Annotated in this window: 19 protein-coding genes; 8 read left to right on the forward strand and 11 right to left on the reverse strand. The window is 73.8% G+C overall.

Features of this window, described 5'->3' with window-relative positions; translation table 11 throughout:
• Positions 1 to 3: 3 nt before the first annotated feature.
• Positions 4 to 627 (reverse strand): DUF6230 family protein, encoded by a 624-nt coding sequence (locus ABD284_RS09540; RefSeq protein WP_344142282.1) that lies wholly within the window; start codon positions 625 to 627, stop codon positions 4 to 6.
• Between the two features lie 347 nt (positions 628 to 974).
• Between ABD284_RS09540 and ABD284_RS09545 the strand changes: the two genes are divergently transcribed.
• Both ABD284_RS09545 and ABD284_RS09550 read left to right on the forward strand, forming a co-directional pair.
• Positions 975 to 2,720 carry a GMC oxidoreductase gene (locus ABD284_RS09545; RefSeq protein ID WP_386699612.1) on the forward strand — a complete coding sequence of 582 codons (1,746 nt, stop codon included), beginning with the start codon at positions 975 to 977 and terminating at the stop codon, positions 2,718 to 2,720.
• Positions 2,721 to 2,821: 101 nt separating this feature from the next.
• Entirely contained in the window at positions 2,822 to 3,760 is a 939-nt protein-coding gene (locus ABD284_RS09550; RefSeq protein WP_344142284.1) for an alpha/beta fold hydrolase, read from the forward strand.
• A gap of 1 nt (position 3,761) precedes the next feature.
• Here ABD284_RS09550 and ABD284_RS09555 read toward each other — a convergent pair whose 3' ends face one another.
• Positions 3,762 to 4,616, reverse strand: coding sequence for a MerR family transcriptional regulator (locus ABD284_RS09555; protein WP_344142285.1), 855 nt, complete (start codon positions 4,614 to 4,616; stop codon positions 3,762 to 3,764).
• Between the two features lie 265 nt (positions 4,617 to 4,881).
• Between ABD284_RS09555 and ABD284_RS09560 the strand changes: the two genes are divergently transcribed.
• The 3 genes from ABD284_RS09560 to ABD284_RS09570 all read left to right on the forward strand — a co-directional run bounded on the left by ABD284_RS09560 (position 4,882) and on the right by ABD284_RS09570 (position 7,881).
• Positions 4,882 to 5,835, forward strand: a complete 954-nt coding sequence (locus ABD284_RS09560) for an AurF N-oxygenase family protein (protein ID WP_386699496.1) — start codon at positions 4,882 to 4,884, stop codon at positions 5,833 to 5,835.
• Positions 5,836 to 6,033: 198 nt separating this feature from the next.
• Positions 6,034 to 7,551, forward strand: coding sequence for a flavin-containing monooxygenase (locus tag ABD284_RS09565; protein ID WP_386699611.1), 1,518 nt, complete (start codon positions 6,034 to 6,036; stop codon positions 7,549 to 7,551).
• A 15-nt stretch (positions 7,552 to 7,566) separates the two neighbouring features.
• Positions 7,567 to 7,881 carry a DUF4873 domain-containing protein gene (locus ABD284_RS09570; protein WP_386699610.1) on the forward strand — a complete coding sequence of 105 codons (315 nt, stop codon included), beginning with the start codon at positions 7,567 to 7,569 and terminating at the stop codon, positions 7,879 to 7,881.
• Positions 7,882 to 8,020: 139 nt separating this feature from the next.
• Here ABD284_RS09570 and ABD284_RS09575 read toward each other — a convergent pair whose 3' ends face one another.
• The 4 genes from ABD284_RS09575 to ABD284_RS09590 all read right to left on the reverse strand — a co-directional run bounded on the left by ABD284_RS09575 (position 8,021) and on the right by ABD284_RS09590 (position 13,377).
• Positions 8,021 to 9,139 carry an adenosine deaminase gene (locus tag ABD284_RS09575; protein ID WP_344142291.1) on the reverse strand — a complete coding sequence of 373 codons (1,119 nt, stop codon included), beginning with the start codon at positions 9,137 to 9,139 and terminating at the stop codon, positions 8,021 to 8,023.
• A 253-nt stretch (positions 9,140 to 9,392) separates the two neighbouring features.
• On the reverse strand, positions 9,393 to 10,766 hold the full coding sequence (locus tag ABD284_RS09580; protein ID WP_344142292.1) for a four-carbon acid sugar kinase family protein: 1,374 nt from the start codon (positions 10,764 to 10,766) through the stop codon (positions 9,393 to 9,395).
• Between the two features lie 66 nt (positions 10,767 to 10,832).
• A complete protein-coding gene (locus ABD284_RS09585) occupies positions 10,833 to 11,969 on the reverse strand; it encodes an MFS transporter (RefSeq protein ID WP_344142449.1) in 1,137 nt (378 codons plus the stop codon).
• A gap of 172 nt (positions 11,970 to 12,141) precedes the next feature.
• Entirely contained in the window at positions 12,142 to 13,377 is a 1,236-nt protein-coding gene (locus ABD284_RS09590) for an MFS transporter (RefSeq protein WP_344142294.1), read from the reverse strand.
• A 54-nt stretch (positions 13,378 to 13,431) separates the two neighbouring features.
• Between ABD284_RS09590 and ABD284_RS09595 the strand changes: the two genes are divergently transcribed.
• A complete protein-coding gene (locus ABD284_RS09595) occupies positions 13,432 to 14,088 on the forward strand; it encodes a TetR/AcrR family transcriptional regulator (protein ID WP_344142295.1) in 657 nt (218 codons plus the stop codon).
• A 90-nt stretch (positions 14,089 to 14,178) separates the two neighbouring features.
• Here ABD284_RS09595 and ABD284_RS09600 read toward each other — a convergent pair whose 3' ends face one another.
• A complete protein-coding gene (locus tag ABD284_RS09600; RefSeq protein ID WP_344142296.1) occupies positions 14,179 to 15,255 on the reverse strand; it encodes a Gfo/Idh/MocA family oxidoreductase in 1,077 nt (358 codons plus the stop codon).
• A 306-nt stretch (positions 15,256 to 15,561) separates the two neighbouring features.
• Here ABD284_RS09600 and ABD284_RS09605 point away from each other — a divergent pair, with 306 nt between their 5' ends.
• Positions 15,562 to 15,882 (forward strand): AbrB/MazE/SpoVT family DNA-binding domain-containing protein, encoded by a 321-nt coding sequence (locus tag ABD284_RS09605; protein ID WP_344142297.1) that lies wholly within the window; start codon positions 15,562 to 15,564, stop codon positions 15,880 to 15,882.
• Positions 15,879 to 16,190, forward strand: a complete 312-nt coding sequence (locus ABD284_RS09610) for a hypothetical protein (RefSeq protein ID WP_344142298.1) — start codon at positions 15,879 to 15,881, stop codon at positions 16,188 to 16,190. Before ABD284_RS09605 ends, ABD284_RS09610 begins: the two co-directional genes overlap by 4 nt.
• 78 nt (positions 16,191 to 16,268) lie before the next feature.
• Here the strand turns inward: ABD284_RS09610 and lon are convergent, their stop codons facing one another.
• From lon to ABD284_RS09630, 4 genes are all read right to left on the reverse strand, one after another.
• On the reverse strand, positions 16,269 to 18,680 hold the full coding sequence (lon, locus tag ABD284_RS09615) for an endopeptidase La (protein WP_344142299.1): 2,412 nt from the start codon (positions 18,678 to 18,680) through the stop codon (positions 16,269 to 16,271).
• A gap of 152 nt (positions 18,681 to 18,832) precedes the next feature.
• Positions 18,833 to 19,489 carry a response regulator gene (locus ABD284_RS09620; protein WP_344142300.1) on the reverse strand — a complete coding sequence of 219 codons (657 nt, stop codon included), beginning with the start codon at positions 19,487 to 19,489 and terminating at the stop codon, positions 18,833 to 18,835.
• The gene (locus tag ABD284_RS09625) at positions 19,486 to 20,763 is read right to left on the reverse strand and encodes a sensor histidine kinase (protein WP_344142301.1); all 1,278 of its coding nucleotides are present in this window, start codon (positions 20,761 to 20,763) and stop codon (positions 19,486 to 19,488) included. Before ABD284_RS09625 ends, ABD284_RS09620 begins: the two co-directional genes overlap by 4 nt.
• Before the next feature lie 156 nt (positions 20,764 to 20,919).
• Complete coding sequence (locus ABD284_RS09630) at positions 20,920 to 22,290, reverse strand: MFS transporter (protein WP_344142303.1); 1,371 nt, start codon at positions 22,288 to 22,290, stop codon at positions 20,920 to 20,922.
• Positions 22,291 to 22,567: the final 277 nt, after the last annotated feature.

A 22,567-nucleotide genomic window follows, 5' to 3' on the forward strand; every position in this document is an offset into this window, starting at 1 on the left:
GAATCAGTAGCACTCGTGGTTGCCGGGCTTCACGCTCAGCTTCAGGCCGGTGAGGCTGAAGGTGCCCGCGTTGACCGACCATGCGGTCTGGCGGAGCCCGTCGATGGTGATGGTGTCGGCCTGCTGACCGAAGACGCCGGGCTCGCCGCTCTCGCCGCTGGCGTTCTCGACCGTGCTCGCGTCGCGGCCGATCTCCATCTCGGTGAACTCGGCGTCGCCGGACAGCTGCTGGACGTCGATCACCATGTTTTCGGCGACGGCCGGCTTGTCGCCTTGGCCGGCCCGGACCAGCAGGGTCACCTTCCCGACCCCGGTGTCCATCAGCACGGACTGGCAGAGGTTGCTCAGCTCGGCGTGGTCGATGACCGAGATGGCGACCGGGTGCTCGGTGCCGTCGGCGGAGGTCGCGGTGTCGGCGAACTGGGCGAAGCCGGACCCCTTGAGCTGGTCGGCGGAGACCTTGAAGCTCTCGCCCGAGACGGCGAACGACGCGGCGAGGGTGCCTTGGGCGGTCAGGCCGACGAGGACTCCCGCGGCGCCCAGCGCCGGGATGAAGGCGAGCGCGAACCGCTTCCAGGCGGTGCCTCCGGAGGCGCGGGGGGCCTCCGCTTGCGTCTCCTCTGCCATTGCACTTCCTCCTTTACGGACACCGATACCGGAGCCCGTGACGGGGCGAGGGGGTTGTGGGAGGTAGGCGGCGGTGTGTTACCCAGGACACCTTACCGGCCGGTAGGTGAGGAACATTACAATAGTCGATGTCACATTTCCAACCGCCCGACTCGCGCGCGCTTTCCGCCGCGAGGACGGCTTCAGCAGCATGGACGGTTCAGGAAGGCGAGGCCGTGGCAACGGACGACAAGAGTACTGAGCCCGGGGACGGCGCGGCTCCCACCCCCGGAGCCGACGGGTTCGAGGACGACTTCGACTACGACGTCGTCGTGATCGGCTCGGGATTCGGAGGCGCAGTAAGCGCCATGAGACTGACCGAAAAGGGCTACCGTGTCGGCGTGCTGGAAGCGGGCCGCCGCTTCACGCCCGAAACGCTGCCCGAGACCTCGTGGGACGTCCGCAACTTCCTCTGGGCCCCCGCCCTGGGCATGTACGGCATCCAGCGCATCCACCTGCTGCGCGACGTGATGATCCTCGCCGGCGCCGGCGTGGGCGGCGGGTCGCTGAACTACGCGAACACGCTCTACACCCCCCTCGACGACTTCTACGACGACCCCCAGTGGCGCGACATCACCGACTGGCGCTCGGAACTGGCCCCCTACTACGACCAGGCCCGCCGCATGCTGGGAGTGCGCACCAACCCGACCATGACCCCCTCTGACGTGCACCTGAAGAAGGTCGCCGAGGACATGGGCGTGGGCGACAGCTTCCACCTGGCGCCCGTCGGCGTCTACTTCGGCGATAGCGAGGACGGCGACGGCCGCCACACCGCCGCCCCGGGCGCCGTCGGCGGCGACCCCTACTTCGGCGGCGCGGGTCCCCGGCGCCGCGCGTGCATCGAGTGCGGCTCGTGCATGACCGGCTGCCGCCACGGCGCCAAGAACACCCTCACCGAGAACTACCTCTACTTCGCCGAGCGCGACGGCGCGGTGATCCACCCCCTGACCACGGTCGAGCGCCTGCGCGAGCTGCCCGCCGAGGGCGGCCGGGGCGCGGGCTACGCCGTGGACGCGCTGTCCACCGGCGCGCCGCGCAAGCGCAAGTACGCCCGCACGTTCACCGCCCGCCAGGTGGTGGTGGCCGCGGGCACCTACGGCACCCAGACCCTGCTGCACCGCATGCGCGACACCGGCATGCTGCCGCGGATCTCCGCGCGGCTGGGCTCGCTGACGCGCACCAACTCCGAGTCGCTGGCGGGTGCGATGAGCAAGAGCACCACGCCGGTCGAGGACTTCTCCCGCGGCGTGGCCATCACCTCGTCGATGCACCCCGACGCCCGCACCCACGTCGAGCCGGTCCGCTACGGCAAGGGCTCCAACGCCATGGGCCTGCTCGCCACGATCCAGGTCCCCGGAGGCGGCCGCGTGCCCCGGTGGCTGCGCTTCCTGGGGCTGGCCGCGCGCCACCCCTACGTCCTGGCGCGCAGCCTCTCGGTTCGCCGGTTCTCCGAGCGCACCATCATCGGCCTGGTGATGCAGTCCCTGGACAACTCGCTGACGACGTTCACCAAGCGCGGCCTGCTCGGCCGCCGGGTCCTGACCTCGCGCCAGGGCCACGGCGAGCCCAACCCCACGTGGATCCCGCAGGGCCAGGAGGTGATGACCCGGCTGGCAGACGAGATCGACGGGCACCCCGGCGGCACTGTCGGCGAGGTGTTCGACATCCCGCTGACGGCGCACTTCCTCGGCGGCTGCCCGATCGCCTCCTCGCCCGAGGACGGGGTCATCGACCCCTACCACCGGCTCTACGGCCACCCCGGAGTGCACGTGGTCGACGGGTCGGCCGTTTCGGCGAACCTGGGCGTCAACCCGTCGCTGACCATCACCGCCCAGGCCGAGCGGGCGATGTCGCTGTGGCCCAACAGGGGCGGGGAGGACCCCCGGCCTTCGCCCGGCGAGGACTACCGGCGCGTCGCCCCCGTGTTCCCGCACAGCCCGGCCGTGCCCGCAGGGGCCGGCGGCGAGCTGCGCTTCACCGCGCCGCTGCCGCTGAGCGTGGTCGAGCAGCGCGGACCCGACTCCGAGCCGGCGGAGGAAGCCGACCGTGTCTGACCGGGCGGGCCGCCGCGACGGCCCGCCCGTCCGCCCGCTCCACGCGGGCCCGGTCGCCGGGAACGCGGCCGCCCCTGCCCCCGAACGCGAAGGAGGCGCCCGTGCCCCCGCTCCGCCACGCCGTCGACCGGGCGCGGATCGTGGAGACGCCCGACGGCGCCGAACTGCGGGCGCACATCCGCGGACCGGCCGACGCGCCGGTGACCGCGGTCCTGGCCCACGGCTGGGCGCTGGCGTCGGACACCTGGCGGCCGCAGGCCGCCCGGCTGGCCGCCGAGCCCGGCGTCGCCGTGCGCACGGTCCGCTGGGACCAGCGCGGCCACGGCGGCTCCACGCTGGGTTCGCGCCCGCTGAACAGCGCCGTGCTCGGCGACGACCTGATGCGCGTGCTGGAGGCCTGCGCCCCGGAGGGGCCGGTGGTGCTGGGCGGCCACTCGATGGGCGGGCGCGCGGTCATCGCGCTGGCCGCCGCCCACCCCGGCTTCGCGGCCGAGCGGGTCTCGGGCGTCCTGCTGGCGGCGACCGGAGCGGGCCGGCTGGAGGCGACCGGCCCCGGCCGACCGCTCGGCGCGCGGGCGGGGGCCGCCGCCCGCCGGTCCGCGATGCGCGCGCTGCGGCTGGCGCCCGAGGCGGTCGACCGGCTGCGCCGGCTGCTGCCGCCGCACACCGGCGCCTACCGCGCCGCGGTGCGGCGGACCGCCTTCGGAACCGTCGCTGATCCGCTGCACGTACGCGAGTGCGCCGAGCTGATCCACGGCACGCCGACGCGGGTGGTGGCCGGGTTCTACGCGTCGCTCGCCGACCAGGACCTCTCCGCGGGGCTCGGCGCGCTCGGCGGCCTGCCGGTGCGTGTGCTGGCGGGCGGCCGCGACCGGCTGGTGGGGCCGCGCCACCCCCGCGAGCTCGCCCGCGCTCTGCCGCATGCGCGCCTGCGCGTGCTGGCGGGCTGCGGCCACATGCTCCCGCTGGAGGCACCCGAAGCGGTCGGCGAGGAGCTGGCGGCGCTGTGCCGTGCGGCGGCCGGTCCGCGGGAGGGCTGAGTCAGGCCGAGCGCCGCCCGGCGCCGCCGGGCGCGCCCCGGTCCGGCGCCTCGTCCGGCGGTACCTCGCCGGCCGCGCCGGCGTCCGTGACGGCCGTTGCGCCGCCGGCGCCCTTGCGCTCGTTGATGTGCTCCAGCACCTCGGCGAAGTGCTCGCCCATCACCTCGTGCAGGCTGCGGGCCATCGCGTCGGCGAGCATGGCGTCGACCGCGGTCTGGGCCAGCGGGCGCAGCCGGCGCACCAGCGCCGCGGTCTCGGCGATCTCGTCGCCCTGCAGGAGGCCCTGCGGCGCGTGCTCGGCCAGGATGTGGTCGGCCACCGCGCGCACGAGCTCGCCGGCGAGGGCGCCCACACGCTCCTTGAGCCGCTCGGAGATGTCCAGCACGGTGCTCAGCTCCATGCCGGCGGCGACCAGCTCGGCGCCGGCGTTGAGCAGCCTCGGGCTGGGTACGCGGAAGCGCAGCCCTTCGCGCTCCAGCAGGCCCAGTCGCAGGGAACGCGTGATGTTGGGGGCGTTCACCTGCCCGGGGAACATCTCGCGCAGCTCGCGCATGGTGACGTAGCCGGCAATCTCGTCCGACCAGGGGTCTCCCACCGCCGACTCGAAGCCGAGGATGTCGGTGAGGTCGCCGCCGCGCTCCCAGACGGTGACGAGCTCGCTGATGTTGGCGAAGGTGTAGCCGCGCTTGAGCAGCTGGCCGATCAGCCGCAGCCGCGCCAGGTGGGCCTCGGTGTAGATGCCCACGCGCCCTTCGCGGCGCGGCGGAGAGAGCAGCCCGCGGTCCTGGTACACCCGGACGTTTCGCACCGTGGTACCCGCGAGCCGCGCCAACTCGTCGATGCGGTATTCGGCCATGGCCCAAGCCTATGGCGTCGCAGCCCGGCCGGCGGTTCACCGCGAGCGCGGGCGGGCGTCCGCGGCCGGGCAGGCACCGCGCTCCGCTCCGCATTCGACTACCGGTTGAATTGTGACAATGGCCGTTGTAATGTTTCGGCATCCACGGTGTGGACGAGATCACATCCGCCCCTCAGGGCGCGGCCCGGCGCCCGCCGGCGGGACCACCGGATCCGCCGCCCGCAGCCAGCCGGGCCGCCGCCGGATGAGGACGAGGAGGACCGACGTGACCGTTGAGCCGCAGACCCGCACGACCGACCGCGAAGACATCGCCAAGCGCCTGCTGCGCTCGTCGGCCAAGGCGTCCTTCGACCCCCTCGTGGAGATCGACTGGGACGCCCTCGTCGACCCGGACCGCTACGCCATACGGCCCGAGCGCCTGTCCCTCTACGGCACCGAGCTGTGGGAGACCCTCACCGAGGAGCAGCGCAAGGAGCTCAGCCGGCAGGAGATCGCCAGCGTCGCCAGCATCGGGATCTGGTTCGAGACGATCCTGATGCAGATGCTGGTGCGCCACGCCTACGACCGGGACCCCACCACCCACCACGTCCAGTACGCCTACACCGAGATCGCCGACGAGTGCCGCCACTCCGTCATGTTCGCCAAGCTGCTGGACAAGCTCGACGCGCCCTTCTACCGGCTCGACCCGTTCACCCACCTCCTCGGCAAGGTCTTCAAGACCGTCTCCAACGGGCCGTTGACCTTCAGCGCCGCCCTGTTCGTCGAGGAAATCCTGGACCAGCTGCAGCGGGAGATCATGGCCGACGAGGCGCTGGAACCGCTCACCCGAGCGGTCTCGCGCATCCACGTGGTGGAGGAGGCCCGCCACATGCGCTACGCCCGCGAGGAGTTCGCCCGCGACTGGCACCGGCGCGGCGCCCTCGTGCAGCACTACAGCCGCCTGGTGCTGGGAGCGGTCGCCTACTACTCCGCGACCCGGCTGATCAGCCCCGAGGTCTACGAGCGCATCGGCCTGGACCCCCGCGCGGCCCGCAAGGCGGCCCGGCGCAACCCGCGCTGGACCGACACCAAGACCTGGGCCGCCCGCAAGGTCGTGGCCACCCTCGACCGCGCCGGCGCCATCTCCGGTCCCGGCAGGTACCTCTGGCGCAAGGCCGGACTCCTGGGCCGTCGCGGCGCGGCCCCCTCGACCGCCGGCCCGGAAGCTCAACGCGCCTGAGCGTCCGGGCCGGCTTCCCCGCCGGCCCCGGCCGAACCGCGCGCCGCCGGGCCGCGGCCCGGCCGGGCGCCATTCCGCTCCACCGGCCGGAAAGGATCGGCTGACGTGACCGACGACCAGGACGTGACCGAGGCTTCGGAGGCGGCGCCTCCCCATTACCGGGTCGCCGTCATCGGCACCGGCTTCGCCGGGATCGGCATGGCGGTCCGCCTGAAGCAGGCCGGACTCGACGACATCGTGCTCCTGGAACGCGCCGGCGACGTCGGCGGCACCTGGCGCGACAACGACTACCCCGGCGCCGCCTGCGACGTCCCCTCCCACCTCTACTCCTTCTCCTTCGCCCCGAACCCGGACTGGAGCCGCAGCTTCTCGCCGCAGCCCGAGATCTGGGACTACCTGCGCCGGGTGGCCAAGGACTACGACGTGGTGCGCCACATCCGGTTCGGCCACGACGTGGAGGAGGCCCGGTGGGAGCCCGGGCACGGCTGGTGGCGGGTGCGCACCAGCGGCGGCACCGTCACCGCGCAGTTCCTGGTGAGCGGCTGCGGCCCGCTCGCCGACCCCGCCTATCCCGCCATTCCCGGGCTCGACACCTTCCGCGGATCCGTCTTCCACTCGGCCACCTGGGACCACGGGCGCGACCTCGCCGGCCGGCGGGTCGCCGTCGTGGGCACCGGCGCGTCGGCGATCCAGTTCATCCCCGAGATCCAGCCGGCCGTGAGCGGAATGCGGGTGTTCCAGCGCACCCCGCCCTGGGTGATCCCGCGCCACGACCGCGACATCACCGCGGTGGAGCGGCGGCTCTACAACGCCGTGCCGCTGCTCCAGCGCCTGGCCCGCACCTGCATCTACTGGGGGCGGGAGACCTACGTCCTCGGGTTCGCCAAGAACCTGCGGCTGCTCGGGATCGTCGAGAAGCTCGCCCTGGCCAACCTCCGCCGCGGGGTCACCGACCCCGATCTGCGGCGGAAGCTGGTACCCGACTACACCATCGGGTGCAAGCGCATCCTCATGTCCAACGACTACTATCCGGCGCTGGACGCCCCCAACGTCGACGTGGTCACCGAGCCCATCGCCGCGATCGAGCCCGACGCCGTGGTCACGCGCGACGGCGCCCGACACGAGGTGGACACGCTCATCTTCGGCACCGGCTTCCAGGTCACCGACAGCCCCATCTCGCACCGCATCCGCGACGCCGAGGGAGTGCTGCTCGCCGACCGCTGGCGCCGGGGTACGGACATGCAGGCGCACCGGGGCACCACCGTCGCCGGCTACCCCAACCTGTTCGTGCTGGCCGGACCCAACACGGGACTGGGCCACACCTCCCAGCTCTTCATGCTGGAGGCCCAGATCGGCTACACGATGGCCGCGCTGCGCTATGCCCACGACCACGGCGTCGAGCGGCTGGAGCCGCGCGCCGACGCGCAGGAGGCCTACACCCGGTGGGTCCAGGACAAGATGCGGGGCACCGTCTGGGTCGCGGGCGGCTGCGACAGCTGGTACCTCAACGACCAGGGCCGCAACACCACGCTGTGGCCCGGCTTCACCTGGGACTACAGGCTGCGCACCAGCCGTTTCGACCCCGCCGGCTACCGCCTGCGGCCCGCACCCGGCCCCGCGCGCACGCTCCCGGCCGGGCGGGGCCGTGCGCCGGCGCGGCGCCGGATCGGGGCGGCAGTGAGCGGCACGAGCGCACCGGAAGCGGGAAGGGGGTAGGCCGCCGTGAGCGGGATGGGCGACGACGAGGAGGAGTACCACGGGTCGGCGACCCTGGTCGCGGGCGGCGTCGAGGCCGAGGTCGAGGCGCACCTCGCCGGGCGCTTCGACCCGCTGGTGGGCGCCTACCGGTGGGTCGGCCGCGTCTCCGCCGACCCGGCGGCCGACGCCGCCTACCGGTCCGGCGACACCCGGGTCCTGCTGCGCACGCCCGGGGGACACGAGGGCGCGGGCACGCTGACCGAGACCAACGTCTGGGGCGGGTACCGCGTCGTGGGCACCGGGGCGCCGCCGTTCGCCGTGCCCGAGGTCGCGCTCGACGAGGACTGAGGCCCCACAGCCGTCCGAGGGCGCGTCGACACCAGGGGACCGTCCGCTGCCGGCGCGCACCGAAGCGCCCTGCGCCCTCCATCGGGCGCGGGGCGCGCGGTGGCGCGCACCGGGGCCGAGTGCGGCCGCCGCCGGCCTGTTACCAGGGGTCCTCCTGGCGGAAGAACGCCGCGCTGGCCCGGTGGGTCTCCAGGTCGGCGTAGCCGGGCTTGATCACCCGGTCGATAAGCGCCAGGCGCTCGTCATGGCCGATGAAGGCCGACTTCATCGCGTTGACCGTGAACCAGCGCAGCGTCTCGGCGGTGTAGCCGAACTCCGCGCTGATCCGCGCCAGCTCCTCGCTGAGGCAGGTGCTGTCCAGCAGCCGGTTGTCGGTGTTCACGGTGACGCGGAACCGCAGTCGGCGCAGCGTGTCGACCGGGTGCTCGGCCAGCGACGGCAGCACCCCGGCGCGGACGTTGGAGGTCGGGCACAGCTCCAGCGGGATGCGCTTGTCGCGGATGTAGGCGGCGAGCTCGCCCAGTTTGGCCGAGCCGTCGTCGGCGAGGGCGATGTCGTCGACGATCCGCACGCCCTGGCCGAGCCGGTCGGCGCCGCACCACTGGATCGCCTCCCAGATGGAGGACGGCCCGAAACCCTCGCCGGCGTGCAGTGTGAGGTGGAAGTTGGCCCGCTTGACGTGCTCGCAGGCGGAGATGTGGCGGGTGGGCGGGAAGCCGGCCTCGGGTCCGGCGATGTCGAAGCCCACCACGCCGCGGTGCCGGTAGCGCACCGCCAGGTCGGCGATCTCCAGGGAGTCGGCGGCCTGGCGCATCGCCGTGAGGAGCAGCCGCACATCCGTGTGCGCGCCGAACAGCCGCGCCTTGGCTTGGCCGACCCGCAGCCCCTCCAGCACCGCGTCGACGACCTGCTCGCGGGTCAGCCCGCCCTCGGTGTGCTGCTCGGGCGCGAGCTTGACCTCGGCGTAGACCACGCCGTCGTCGGCGAGGTCCTGGGCGCACTCGGCGGCCGCGCGGATCAGGGACCCGGTGTCCTGCAGCAGGGCAAGAACCGGGTCGAGTCGGCGGGCCCGCTCCTCGGGGGTGGGCGCGGCGGCGGCGAACCAGTCGCGCAGGCGGGCGGGGTCGCCGGCGGGCGGTTCGGCGCCGGAGCGCGCGGCCATCTCCAGCACGGTCTGCGGGCGCACACCCCCGACGAGGTGGTCGTGCAGCAGCACCTTGGGTAGGCGCCGGATCGTCTCGTATCCGAGTGGTGTCATCTTCCTCCTTGGTGTCCGCCGTGTTCAGGCGCTGAGGGCGGTCACCGCCCTCATGTGGGTAAATTGCCCGGAAGTCTAGACGACCACCCGCCGGCGCGGGTCGGAGGGGGCGGGTGATGCCCGTCCCACCCCCGCTCCGCCCGAGGCGGGGCACGGGCCGGCCGCCGGTCCGAGGCGCCGCACGCCGGACGCCGCCGGATGCCGCGCGCCGAGGACGGACGCGCCGGGCTCCGCCCGGCGGTCGGCCGCCGCCTCAGGCGCCGGCGAACGGCTGGTTCGCGGGCGGCCCCGCCGGGGGCAGCACGTGCTCGGAGACCTCGGAGTGCACCTGCTGGAGCCGGGCGCGCGCGGCGCGGCGCAGGCGGCCCAGGCACTCGACCGCCGCCGACTCGTCGCCGACGAACCCGCCCTTGACCACGGCGGGCACGCCGTCCAGCGGTCCGCCGTTCAGCGTGCCGTGCACGGCGAGCGGCAGCACCTCCCCGGCCACGACGAACCCGTGCACGCCCAGCGCGTCGAACACGCTGGAGGTGACGTCGCCGCCGGTGAGGAACAGCCCGCTGGGCAGGGCGTGGGTGCCGGCCTGCTCCCCGACCTCCTCCACCACCTCGGCGAGCAGTTCGGCGAGGCGGGCGGGAAGGGCCCGCTCGGACCGGCGGGACTCGGCGGCCGGGCCGGGGTCGAGCAGCCGCAGCGCCACGACGTCGGGGAAGACCGCAGAGGTCAGCCGGTCGACGAGCTGCTCTGCGACGTCGGCGGCGTGGCTCCGGTCGCCGCCGCCCAGGCGGACGGGGTCGGCGTCGACGAACCGTGCGGGACCCGAGCGGGCGAGGGCGTCGAACTGGCGCCGGGTCAGTCCCGTGGTGCTGCCGGCCACGGCCAGCAGCGGTCCCGGCGCCCCGGCCTGGCCGCGCAGCCGCAGCGCATAGGCCAGCAGTGCGCCACTGGGGCCGGGGTCGGCGGCCACCCACACCGTTCCGTCCTCGCGGTGCACCTCCGCGGCGGCCTGCGCCAGGCCCTCGATGCGCTGCTCGTCCGCGGCGTCGCAGAGCAGCGCCGGCTCGTCGCCGGAGCGCAGTTCGGCGACGAGCATGCTCTCGGTGACCTGGCGGGCGGGCAGCCGCCGCACTCCTAGAGTGCTCTGGCGGGCCAGGATCGCCGCGACGTCGCCGGTGTCCATCGGGCAGAAGGGGTCGCGGGCCAGGTCGGTGGCCTCCAGCGGCTGCCCGCCGAGCAGCTGCACACCGTCGACGGTGGTGCACCCGCCGGTGGGGAACGCGGGCACGACCAGCGCGCGCACGGCCCAGCGGGCGGCCACACGCTCGCGCACGGCGCGCCAGGCCGCCTCCAGTTCGGCGCCCACGTTTCCGCGCAGGGTGCTGTCGAAGCGCTTGACGACCAGGCCGACCGGCCAGATCGCCTCGACGACGTCGGTCACCAGGTCCGCGGCCTGCTCCGGCGACGCGTGCCGGCTGTCGAGGTTGGCCACCACGACGTCGTACTCCTCGGCGACGGCGCTCACGTGCTCCGGGGTGACGGTGGCGGCCCGCATCCCGGCGCGTGCGAACCGGGCGCCGGTGGCGTTGGCGCCGGTGAGGTCGTCGGCGACGACGAGTACCTGGGCCACGGCTTCCTCCCCTTCGTGCTGCACTGTGCCGGTCGCGGCGGCACCGCCCGCGGGTCTACGAGCCTCTCATCCCCGGCGCCGGAGCAGCACGGTTCCGGCCAGGGCGGAGGCGGCGCACAGCGCGATGACGTAGGCGACCACGCCGGTCCAGCCGACGGCGTCGTAGAAGAGCCCGCCCAGCCAGCCGAAAGTGCTGGAGCCCAGATAGTAGGCGAGTGTGTACAGCGCCGCCGCCTGGGCGCGCGCGGTCGTGGCCCGATGGCCCACCCACGCCGAGGCGGTGGCGTGCGCGGAGAAGAAGGCGAAGGTGAACACCAGCAGCCCGGCGGCGACCGCCCAGAGCGCGGGGACGAGCAGGACGGCGGCGGATGCGGCCATCCCGGCGACACCGCACAGCAGGACGGCCCGCCGGCCCAGCCGCTCGCCCAGCCGTCCGGCGGCGGCCGAGCCCGCGGTGCCCGAGAGGTAGGCGACGAACAGGAACGCCACGAGCGTCTGCGACAGGCCGAAGGGCGGGCCGGTCATCCGGAAGCCGAGGTAGTTGTAGACGGTAACGAAGGCGCCCATGAGGAACAGCGCCTGGCAGTACAGCGCGATCAGGCCGGGGTCGCCGACGGCGGAGCGCACGCGCCGCGCCAGGCCCGGGCCGGACGATCCGCCGCGCCGGGGGGTGAATCCGCGGGTGCGCGGGATCGCGGCGGCGAACACGAGCAGCGCGGCCAGCGCGAGCAGCGAGTCGGCGGCCACGCCCCAGCGCCATCCGCCGAGGTCGGCGACCGCGCCGGCCACCAGGCGCCCGCTCATCCCGCCGACCGTGTTGCCCGCGATGTAGATCCCGGCCACGCGGGAGAGGTGGGCGGCGTGGACCTCCTCGGCGAGGTAGGCCATGGCCACGGCCGGCACCCCGCCCAGCGCCGCGCCCTGCAGGCCGCGCAGGACGAGCAGGGTCCACATGTCCGGCGCGAAGGGTGCCGCCAGTCCGAGCGCCGTGGACACGGTCAGCGAGAGCGCCATGACCCGTACACGGCCGATGCGGTCGGCGATGCCGCTCCAGACCAGCACGAACGCCGCCAGGCCGCCGGTGGCGAAGGAGACGCTCAGCGCCACGCTGGAGGCGGACGCCGCGAAGCTGTCGGCCAGGCCGGGAAGCACCGCCTGGACCGCGTAGAGCTGCGCGAACGTGGCGACCCCGGCGGCGGTCATCGCCGCGACGATGCGCCGGTATCCGCCGCTGCCGGCCCGGTGGCCGACGTGTCCCCCTATCGCAGTCCCCTCATCCACCCATCCGACGTTAGTCGCGGCACCCCAGTTCGATGGCGCGAGGGTGCCGCTGCGTGTGCGTGCATCCGCGCACGGCGACCGGACTCCGAAGGCGCTAGCGCCCGCCCGAGCCGCGGGAGGCGAATGCGGTGACCAGGGCCAACGCGGCGCCGACGAGCAGGACGCCGGCGAACAGCCCGCTCAGCGCCGGGAATCCGAGGTCGGACGTCCCCGCGACGACGGGTGCCGCGAGGCTGGAGCCGATGTAGAGCCAGAAGCCGTACATGGCGCCGACCGCGGCGGCCTGCTCGCCGGCGGCGGCCTGGGAGCCCTGCATCGCGGCGGGCAGGGCCACGGCCGTGGCCAGCACGTAGCCCGCGATCAGCAGGGTGAACAGGCCGACCGAGCCGACGAGCGGCACCGACAGCCCGGCGGCCGCGACGAGGAGGGCGGAGGCCGCCAGGCCCGCCGCGAGCCGGTGCAGCACCGAGAGCCTCGACAGCAGCGGTGTCACCAGGGGCGCGAGCAGGATGGCGGGCAGCCCGCCGGCGCGGAGCGCGAGCAGGGCGCCGTCGTCGGCGGCCACGCCGAGCGGGTCGGCGAGCCGGATCGCCGCGTACAGCCCCACGAAGCCGAAGAGCACGGTGATGGCGATCCCGTAGAAGGGCAGCAGGTGCGGCCGGACCGCGGCCAGGGCCAGACCGCGGTAGGCGGCGGCGGGCGAGACCGCCTGCTCCGGCCGGTCGGGCACCAGCAGGAAGCGGGCGAGCACGGCCACGGCGGCGGTGGCCGCGCCCGAGATGAGGAACACCGCCGGCCAGTCCCAGCGGGCGGTGATGAGCTGGGCCGCGACCTGCGCGACGACCGCGGCGGCGAGGAACGAGCTGGTCAGCGTGGTGAACGCGAAGGCTCTGCGGTGGGGCGGGATGGTGCGGGTCAGGTAGGCGATCGCTGTAGGCGCGAAGGCCGCGGCGGCGCACCCCTGGAGGGCGCGGGCCGCGACGACGGTCTCGACCGTGGGCATGAAGGCCGTGACGCAGGCGAACAGAGCGGTGGCGCCCACTCCGGTGACGATGAGCCGGCGGTAGCCGACGCGCGGCCCGAGGGGGCCGACGACCAGGAACCCCAGTGCGTAGGCGGCGCCGAACGCGGTGACCGCCCAGCTGGCCCGGTCGACCGTGGATCCGGTGGAGTCGGCGATCGGGGAGAGCAGCGGAAGAGCCAGGTAGAGCTGGCCGATGACCACGAGGGCGGCCGCGGAGATGACCAGGATCTGCGCGGTCGGGCGCGGCGCGGAGGCCCGCTTCAGGGCAGGCTCAGCGGCTGCGCGATCGGAGGTCTGCTTGAGCATGTCACCCACGAAACCAACCAACCGTTTGGGTGTCAAGTTCGATACGCTGGCGGCATGTCACCTAGGGACAGCGCGGCCACCCGCCGCAAGCTGCTGGAAGCCGGGCGCGAGGAGTTCGCCGAGCACGGGATCGCCGGCGGGCGCATCGACCGCATCGCCGAGCGCGCGGGCGTGAACAAGGAGCGCGTCTACGGCCACTTCGGCAGCAAGGAGAAGCTGTTCCAGGCGGTGCTGGAGGCGGTCAAGGCCGAGCACGCCGCCTCGCTCCCGCGGCCGGGCGAGGACGTCGGCGAGTGGGTGGGGCGGCTCTACGACGCCCACGCCGCCAACGGCACGATGGTGCGCCTGCTGATGTGGGAGGCGCTGTACTTCGAGGACCGCCCCCTGCCCGAGGACGGCGCCCGCTCCGACGTCTACGCCGCCAAGGTGCTCGCCCTGGCCGGCAGTTTGGGCGTCGAGCCCGACAGTGCGGCCGCGATGAGCCTGCTCTCGCTGATCGGGATGGGCGCGTGGCCGTTCGCCATGCCGCATCTGGCGCGCCTGGTGGTGGGCCCCCGGGTGCTCACTGCCCAGGGCTCGGCCGACCTGCGCGCCCACATCGTGGCCATGGCGAATGCAGCGGTGCGCGGCGTCGAGCACACGCCCGCCGCCGGGAGCGGCACCGGCGACGGGCACGAGAGTGAAGGCGAAGGCGAAAGCCAACAGGCCTGACAGGCCTGGCAGGCCTGGCCGGAGCCGCCCGGTGGACGACTCCGGCCACCTCGAACCAACGAAGTGGTTGGTTCAACGTTCCGCGGCCCGTCAGGACGGCCGCACCGCCGCCACCCGGCCGGTGCGGGCGCTGCGGCGCGCGGCCTCGATGATCTCCAAGCCGTGGACGACCTCGTGCAGCTCGACCGGCAGCGGTTCGCCCTCGCCGACCGCGTCGCGCACGGCCGCGTAGAACGCCGGATAGGCGCCGCGCTCGCTGCGGACCGGGTGCGACTCCTCGACGGTGCCCAGCCGGCCCCACGCCGACTCCGGCTCGACGCCCCAGTCGGGCGCGTCGGGCCGTTCACCGCTCTCCAGGCGCTCCTCCTGGGAGTCCAGCCCGTCGACGGTGAACGCCGCGCGGTCGCCCAGTACCCGGAAGCGCGGCCCGAGCTGGGCGGCGAGGGCGCTCATCCACAGGTGCGAGCGCACGCCGCCGGTGTGGGTCAGCGCGAGGAAGGCGTCGTCGTCGGCCGCCGCGCCGCGCCGGGCGTCCAGTTCGGCGTAGACCGACTCCACCGGCCCGAACAGGTTGACCGCCTGGTCGATCAGGTGCGGGCCGAGGTCGTAGAGGATTCCGGCGCCGGCGTCGGGGTCGCCGTTGTCGCGCCAGGTGCCCCTGGCCTCGGGGCGCCACCGCTCGAACCGCGACTCGAAGCGGTGCACCCGGCCGAGCGCGCCCTCCTCCACCAGCTTCCACAAGGTCAAGAAGTCGGAGTCCCAGCGCCGGTTCTGGTAGACGGTCAGCACCTGGCCCAGCCGCCGCGCGTCCTCGGCCAGCTCGTGCCCCTCGGCCGCGGTCAGCGCGAACGGCTTGTCCACCACCGCGGCGAACCCGGCCTCCATCGCCGCGCGTGCGAGCGGCACGTGCGTCTCGTTGGGCGTGGTGACCACCACGAGGTCGATGTCGCCGGTGCGCTTCCACAGCTCGTCGGCCGAGGAGACCGCCTCGGCCCCGGGATAGCGCTCCCGCACGGCCGCCTGGCGTTCGGGGTTCCCGGTCACCACCGCCGCGAGCCGCAGTCCCGGCGTGGCGTCGACGAGCGGCGCGTGGAACACCTCGCCGCCCTTGCCGTACCCGATGACGGCGACCTGCAGTTCTCGTTCAGCGTCGTTCGCAGAGGTCATCCCCCCACGGTAGCCATGCGCCGCCGCGCGGTGCCCGAGGGCGGTGTCGAATCCGCCCGCGCGGTGCGCGGCGGCGTGCGCGGAAGCCGCTGTGCTGGGCCAGCCGGTGCGGACGACCTTGCTCGCGACTGCCGCCCGGATCGGCCGAACAGCTCGCGGACGAATTGCACCCGCATGCAGGAAACGCCGGACACGAAGAGTGGCCGATCGCTACGGTTCTGCCGACCCCGTCGACACGCGTGGCTGAGGAGAACCTCCCCTATGTCCGTGCGGACTGAATCCTGCCCCACCGACTACGGTGGGGATATGGATGAGCACCTTGGTGTCGGTGACCTCACTTCGCCCGATTCCACGCTGACAGTACCTCCAGAGGTGCGGCGTAGGCTCGGGCTGGGGAATCCGCACGCTATCGTCGAATACGTCGAACGCGACGGTGAGATCGTGCTGCGGCCCCGCGTCTCTGTCCATCCTGATGACGCGTGGTTCTGGAGCCCGGAGGGCCAGGCCGCGGAGCAGGAAGCCGAAGACGACCTCGCGGCCGGCCGCTACACGACGTTCGAAGATGAAGAGGAGTTCCTCGCCCACCTCGATGAGGTGACAGGCCGGAAACCCGGTGAGGCCACGTGAAGTTCCGCACGTCGAGTGCCTTCGACCGCCAACTCCTTCGCCTCCCCGAACAGCAGCAACGCTTGTTTCGCCGCGCTGTTTACGAGCATTTCCTCCCGGCGCTCAAAGCTGGGGCCTTGAGCGGTGATCCGCCGTGGCCGCTCCGCCTTCGCATCCATCGACTCCACCAGCACGAGATCTATACGTTGACATGGAACTTCAGTGGTCCCGACGGTCGGGCCACCTTCCATTTCGAGAAGGACGAAAAAGGGGACACCGTCCTCGTCTGGCGTCGCATCGGCGACCACTCCATTTACAAGGACCCGTGACCCGCGTGTGGGCCGCCCCGGGCGGGACGGCCCACACCGCGGTTGCGCGTTACCGGTTCTCGCCCGGTCCCCGTTCGGTTACGCCGCCAGCGGCTGCGGGGCCTTCGCCGGGTCGAGGGCCAGTTCGAGCACCTCGCGGACGTCGCCGACCGGGTGGACGGTGAGCTGTTCGCGGATGTCCTCGGGGACGTCGTCGAGATCCGGCTCGTTGCGGGCCGGGATCAGCACCGTGGTGATCCCCGCGCGGTGCGCCGCCAGGAGCTTCTGCTTCACGCCCCCGATCGGCAGCACCCGCCCCGTCAGCGAGACCTCGCCGGTCATGGCCACGTCGGAGCGCGCGGGGCGGCCCGACAGGAGCGAGGCCAGGGCGGTGGTCATGGTGACACCGGCGCTGGGCCCGTCCTTGGGGATCGCGCCCGCGGGGACGTGCAGGTGGACGCCCCGCTCCTTGAGGTCGCCGACCGGCAGTTCCAGCTCAGCGCCGCGCGAGCGCAGGTAGGACAGCGCGATCTGGGCGGACTCCTTCATCACGTCGCCCAGCTGGCCGGTCAGGGTCAGCCCGCCGGCCCCGGACTCGGGGTCGGCCAGGGACGCCTCGACGAAGAGCACGTCGCCGCCGGCGCCGGTGACCGCCAGGCCGGTGGCCACTCCCGGGACCGAGGTGCGGTCGGCGGTCTCGGGGGTGTGCTTGGGCCGCCCGATGAAGCCGGGCAGGTCGTCGGCGCCGACCGACACCGGCAGCTCGCGCTCGCCCAGCGCCAGGCCCGAGGCCACCTTGCGCAGCACCCGGGCGACCGTGCGCTCCAGCTCGCGCACGCCCGCCTCGCGCGTGTACTCGGCGGCGATCCGGCGCAGCGCGCCGTCGGCGAGCTCCACCTCGCCGGACTCCAGCCCGGCCCGCTCCAGCTGGCGCGGGAGCAGGTGGTCGCGCGCGATGGTCACCTTCTCGTCTTCGGTGTAGCCGTCGAGCTGCACCAGCTCCATCCGGTCCAGCAGCGGGCCGGGGACGGTCTCCAGGGCGTTGGCGGTGGCCAGGAAGACGACGTCGGACAGGTCGAGGTCCACCTCCAGGTAGTGGTCGCGGAAGGTGTGGTTCTGCGCGGGGTCGAGGACCTCCAGCAGCGCCGAGGTGGGATCGCCGCGGAAGTCGCTGCCGACCTTGTCGATCTCGTCGAGCAGCACGACCGGGTTCATCGAGCCCGACTCCTTGATCGCGCGGACGATGCGCCCCGGCAGCGCACCGACGTAGGTGCGCCGGTGGCCGCGGATCTCGGCCTCGTCGCGCACACCGCCCAGGGCGACCCGCGTGAACTGGCGGCCCATCGATCGGGCCACGGACTCGCCCAGCGAGGTCTTGCCCACGCCGGGCGGGCCGACCAGCGCCAGCACGGCACCGCTGCGCCGCCCGCCGACCACGCCCAGGCCCTTGTCCTCGCGCCGCTTGCGCACCGCCAGGTACTCGACGATGCGCTCCTTGACGTCGTCGAGGCCGGCGTGGTCGGCGTCGAGGATCTCTCGGGCGCCGGCGATGTCGTAGGCGTCCTCGGTACGGGTGTTCCAGGGCATGTCCAGGATCGTGTCGAGCCAGGTGCGGATCCAGCCGGACTCCGGCGAGGAGTCGCCCGCCCGCTCCAGCTTGTCGACCTCCTCCAGCGCGGCCTTGCGGACGTGGTCGGGCAGTTCGGCCGACTCCACGCGCTCGCGGTAGTCGTCCTCCTCGCTGCCCGGCCGGCCGGAGAGCTCGTTGAGCTCCTTGCGGATGGCCTCCATCTGGCGCCGCAGCAGGAACTCGCGCTGCTGCTTGTCGACGCCCTCCTGCACGTCCTGGTCGATGGTCTCGGCGACGTCGAGCTCGGCCAGGTATTCGCGGGTCCAGTCGCCGAGCAGCCGCAGCCGCTCCGACACGTCGTAGGTCTCCAGGAGCTGGAGCTTCTGCGCGGTCTTGAGGAACGGGGAGTAGCCGCCGCGGTCGGCCAGGCTGCCCGGGTCCTCCAGCTGCTGGATACCGTCCAGGATCTGCCAGGCGCCGCGCTTCTGCAGGTAGGTGGTCAGCAGGGACTTGTACTCGCGCGCCTGCTCATGGACCTTGCCGGGGTGGCCGCCCTCCGGCGGCTCCTCGCTGTGGACCTCGGCCGAGACCCACAGGGCGGCGCCGGGCCCGGTGGTCCCGCTGCCGACACGGGCCCGCGCCGTACCCCGAACGACCGCGGCCGGTTCCCCCTCGGGGGTGCGGCCGACCTGCTCGATCACGGCGATGGTGCCGACCGCGGCGTAGTTGCCGTCGATGCGGGGGACGATCAGCACCCGCGGCTTGCTCGCGGACCGGACTCCGGGACCCTTCGCAGCGCCGTCGCCGCCGGCGCGCGCGGCGTCGACCGCGGCACGCACCTCGGAGTCGCCGATGTCCACCGGCACGACCATTCCGGGGAGGACGACCTCTTCGTCGAGGGGAAGCACGGGGAACGTCGCGTTGGACTGCGCTTCAGTCATCAGACCCTCCTTGTTGAGTCACTATCACTCAATAAACGAGAGTCCGCTTTTGTTCCCCCTGTTGTGTTCGCCGTGAGCGATCGGCTGTACGCCCTGCCCAGGGAGCCTTCCGAGGGTCGGGCCGCACCTGCTGCGCCGCGCCTCGTCCCGTTTCACCGCACCAGTCCGGCGCGGTAGGCGATCACGACGAGTTGGGCGCGGTCGCGGGCGTGCAGCTTGACCATGGCGCGGCTGACGTGCGTGCGCGCGGTGGCGGGGCTGACGACGAGCCGATCGGCGATCTCGCCGTTGGACAGGCCCTCACCGACCAGGGCCAGGACCTCGCGCTCCCGCTCGGTCAGCTCGCCGAGGTCGGGGCGCGGCCCGCCGGCGGGCGCGCGCGAGGTGAACGAGGCGATGACGCTGCGCGTGACCGAGGGCGAGAGCAGCGACTCCCCCGCCGCGGCGAGCCGGATGGCGCGCAGCAGCTCGCCGGGGTCGCTGTCCTTGATCAGGAACCCGGCGGCACCGGCGCGCAGCGCGTCGAAGACGTACTCGTCGAGCTCGAACGTCGTCAGCACGACCACGCGGGTGCACGCCAGCGAGTCGTCGGCGGCGATCTCGCGCAGCGCCGCGATGCCGTCCATCCCGGGCATGCGCACGTCCATCAGCACGACATCGGGGCGCTCGCGGCGCACCAGGTCGACGGCCGCGCGGCCGTCGGCGGCCTCGCCGGCGGGCTCCATGTCGTCCTCGGCCTCGATCAGCACGCGCAGGCCCATGCGCACCAGGGCCTGGTCGTCGGCGACGGCGACGCGGACGGCGCTCACCGCTCCCCCGCGGGCAGCTCGGCGCGCACCCGGAACCCGCCGTCGGCGCGCGGCCCGGCCTCCAGGCGTCCGCCGACGGCGCGGGCACGCTCGCGCATGCCCGCGATGCCGCTGCCCTCCTCGTAGGCCTGGCCGGGGCGCGCGGGCCCGCTGTCGGTGATCTCCACGGTCAACTCCTCGGGGTGGTAGCCGATGGAAACGGCCGCCGCGCCGCCGCCGTGCCGGACGGCGTTGGTCAGCGCCTCCTGGACGATGCGGAACGCGGCGTGGTCGACGGCGGCCGGGAGTGCGGTGCGCTCCCCTTCGATGCGCACCCGCACCCGGTCGCCCGCGGGATCGATACCCGCTGCGAGCTCGTCGATTCGGTCCAGGCCGGGAACCGGTTCGCGCGCGGACCCGGACGGCCCGCCGACGGGTGCGTCCTCCCCGGACGGCTCGTCCGGCGTTTCCGCGCCGCGGTCGTCCGCGCCGTCGCTGCGGAACACCGCCAGGGTCCCGCGCAGCTCCTCCAGCGCGTCCTTGCTGGTCTGGCGGATCGCCTGGAGCGCGGGTTCGGCCTGCTGCGGGCGCTTGCCGAGCACGTGCAGGGCCACGCCCGCCTGCATGTTGATGACCGAGAGACTGTGGCCGACCACGTCGTGCACCTCGCGGGCGATGCGCAGCCGCTCCTCGTAGACCGAGCGGCGCACCTCGTCGTCGCGTTCGCGCCGGCTGCTCTCGCGGCGCGAACGCACGATCACGCCCACCGCGGCGGGCGCCAGGAGCAGGGCCAGCAGGATCGCCAGCGAGCCGACGGTGTCAGGCTCGAACAACCCGAGGTAGGGGCGGTCGGCGCGCTCGGCCAGGAAGAGGGGGACCGCGAGGGCGGTCCAGGGCGTCCACTGCCGCAGCGGCAGGCGCACCGCCATCGTGTAGACGAGCACCGCCGGCCCGATCCGCAGCATGCCGCCCTGCTGGTCCAGGGCGTAGAACACGGCTGTCGCGACCATGGCGAAGGCGAAGGCCGTGCGGGGGCGGAAGCGGCGGAGGGCCAGGGCCGCGACGACCACCGCGACGCACACGTAGGCCGCCGGCGGCAGTGCGGCGAACTCGGGGCCGGAGCCCTGGGCCCACGGCGGCCGCCCGTCCGACAGCGGACCGCCCGGAGCCCACGGCGGTCCGGAACCGGACTGCGGCCACGGCCCCCGGGCTTGGGCGGCGCCCAGCGACACCACGCCCACGAACAGGGCGATCGGCACGTCCAGCGCGAGGACGCGGGCGATACGTTGGCTCACGCCCATGACGGTAGTCGGCCCCGCCGCCCGGGTCGTCAGCGCCGCGTCGTATCCGCACTGGTGCGGCGAGCGCAGACCGGAGCCGCTCGGTGCGGGACCGCCGGGACCGCGGGACCGCGCCGGACGCGCGCGGACCCGCGCTCGTCCCGCGGCGCCTCAGCCCTTCCCGGCGGAGCGCTCGGCGAACACCGGGTCGTCCAGGTCGCGGCCGCGCGTCTCGCGCGAGGCCGCCACCGCCCCCACCGTCAGCACGCAGGCCGCGGCGACGTACACCGACACCGGAACGGAGGTGCCGAAGGTCGACAGCAGCCAGGTGGCGATCAGCGGCGCGAGCCCGCCGGCGACGATCGACGCGAGCTGGTAGCCGATGGAGGCGCCGGAGTAGCGCGTCCGAGTGCCGAACAGCTCGGAGAAGAACGCCGCCTGGGGCCCGTACATCGCCGCGTGCAGCACCAGGCCGACTCCCGCGGCGGCCAGCACCATCCCGAACCCGCCGGCGTCGATGATCGGGAAGAACGCGAACGCCCACAGCCCGGTCCCGATCGCGCCGAAGGCGATGACGGGGCGGCGGCCGAAGCGGTCGGAGAGGGTCCCCCAGATCGGGATGGCCACGAGCTGCACCGCCGCGGCCGCGAGCAGGGCGTTGAGGACGGTGCCGCGTTCGACTCCGGCCTCCTGCACCGCGTAGACGAGGATGAACGCGGTGATCACGTAGTAGGAGATGTTCTCGGCGAGGCGCACCCCCATGGCCACCAGGATCTCCCGCCAGTGCCGGCGCACGACCTCGACGACGGGGGCGCGCTCGCCCGCGTCCCGCCCCGCGCGCGCCTGCGCGGCGCGGGCGGCCGCGGCCTGGAACACCGGCGACTCCTCGACGGCGAGCCGGACGTAGAGGCCCACGATGACCAGAATCCCCGACAGCAGGAACGGGATGCGCCAGCCCCAGGCCTCGAAGGCGGAGTCGGCCATGGTGGCGGCCAGCACCGCGAGCACGGCGGTCGCCAGCAGGTTGCCGCAGGGCACGCCCGCCTGCGGCCACGACGCCCAGAACCCGCGGTGCTTGGGGCTGCCGTGCTCGGACACCAGCAGGACGGCGCCGCCCCATTCGCCGCCGAGGGCGAAGCCCTGGATCACCCGCAGGGTGATCAGCAGCAGCGGAGCGGCCGTTCCGATGGTCGCGTAGGCGGGCAGCAGGCCGATGGCGAAGGTGGCCCCGCCCATCATCAGCAGACTGATGACCAGCAGCTTCTTACGGCCGACGCGGTCGCCGAAGTGGCCGAAGACCAGGCCGCCCAGGGGGCGTGCGACGAACCCGATCGCGTAGGTGCCGAAGGCGAGCAGCACTCCGGTGAGGGGGTCGGACTCGGGGAAGAACACGACCCCGAAGACCAGGGCCGCCGCCGAGCCGTAGAGGAAGAAGTCGTACCACTCCACTGTGGTGCCGATGAGGCTGGAGGTCACGACCTTCGCGAACGATCCGCGAGGCGCTGCGGCCGGGGCGTCGGAGGGGGAGTTTGGCACAGCCATGTGATCGTCTTCCGCTCGGTATGGGGGTGCGTCGTCGCAGCGTAGGAGCGGGCGTGTGAGGGGGGCCATATCCGCCGGGCACCGATACCGGGGGCGGGGTGTGTGCCGCGGCCACACACCCCGCCCCCGGCCGGGAGGGCGGCGGCCACGCGGTCGACGGCCGAGGCGTCGGGCCCGCCTGCTGCCGGGGGTGCCGGCCGCGGCCCCGGGAGGTTATGGTCGTCGGCTACATACCGGGAGGCGCTCGTGTGGGCGCGACGGCCATCCGCCGCCGGGG

The organism is Streptomonospora arabica (assembly GCF_039531585.1).
GTDB classification, from domain to species: domain Bacteria; phylum Actinomycetota; class Actinomycetes; order Streptosporangiales; family Streptosporangiaceae; genus Streptomonospora; species Streptomonospora halophila.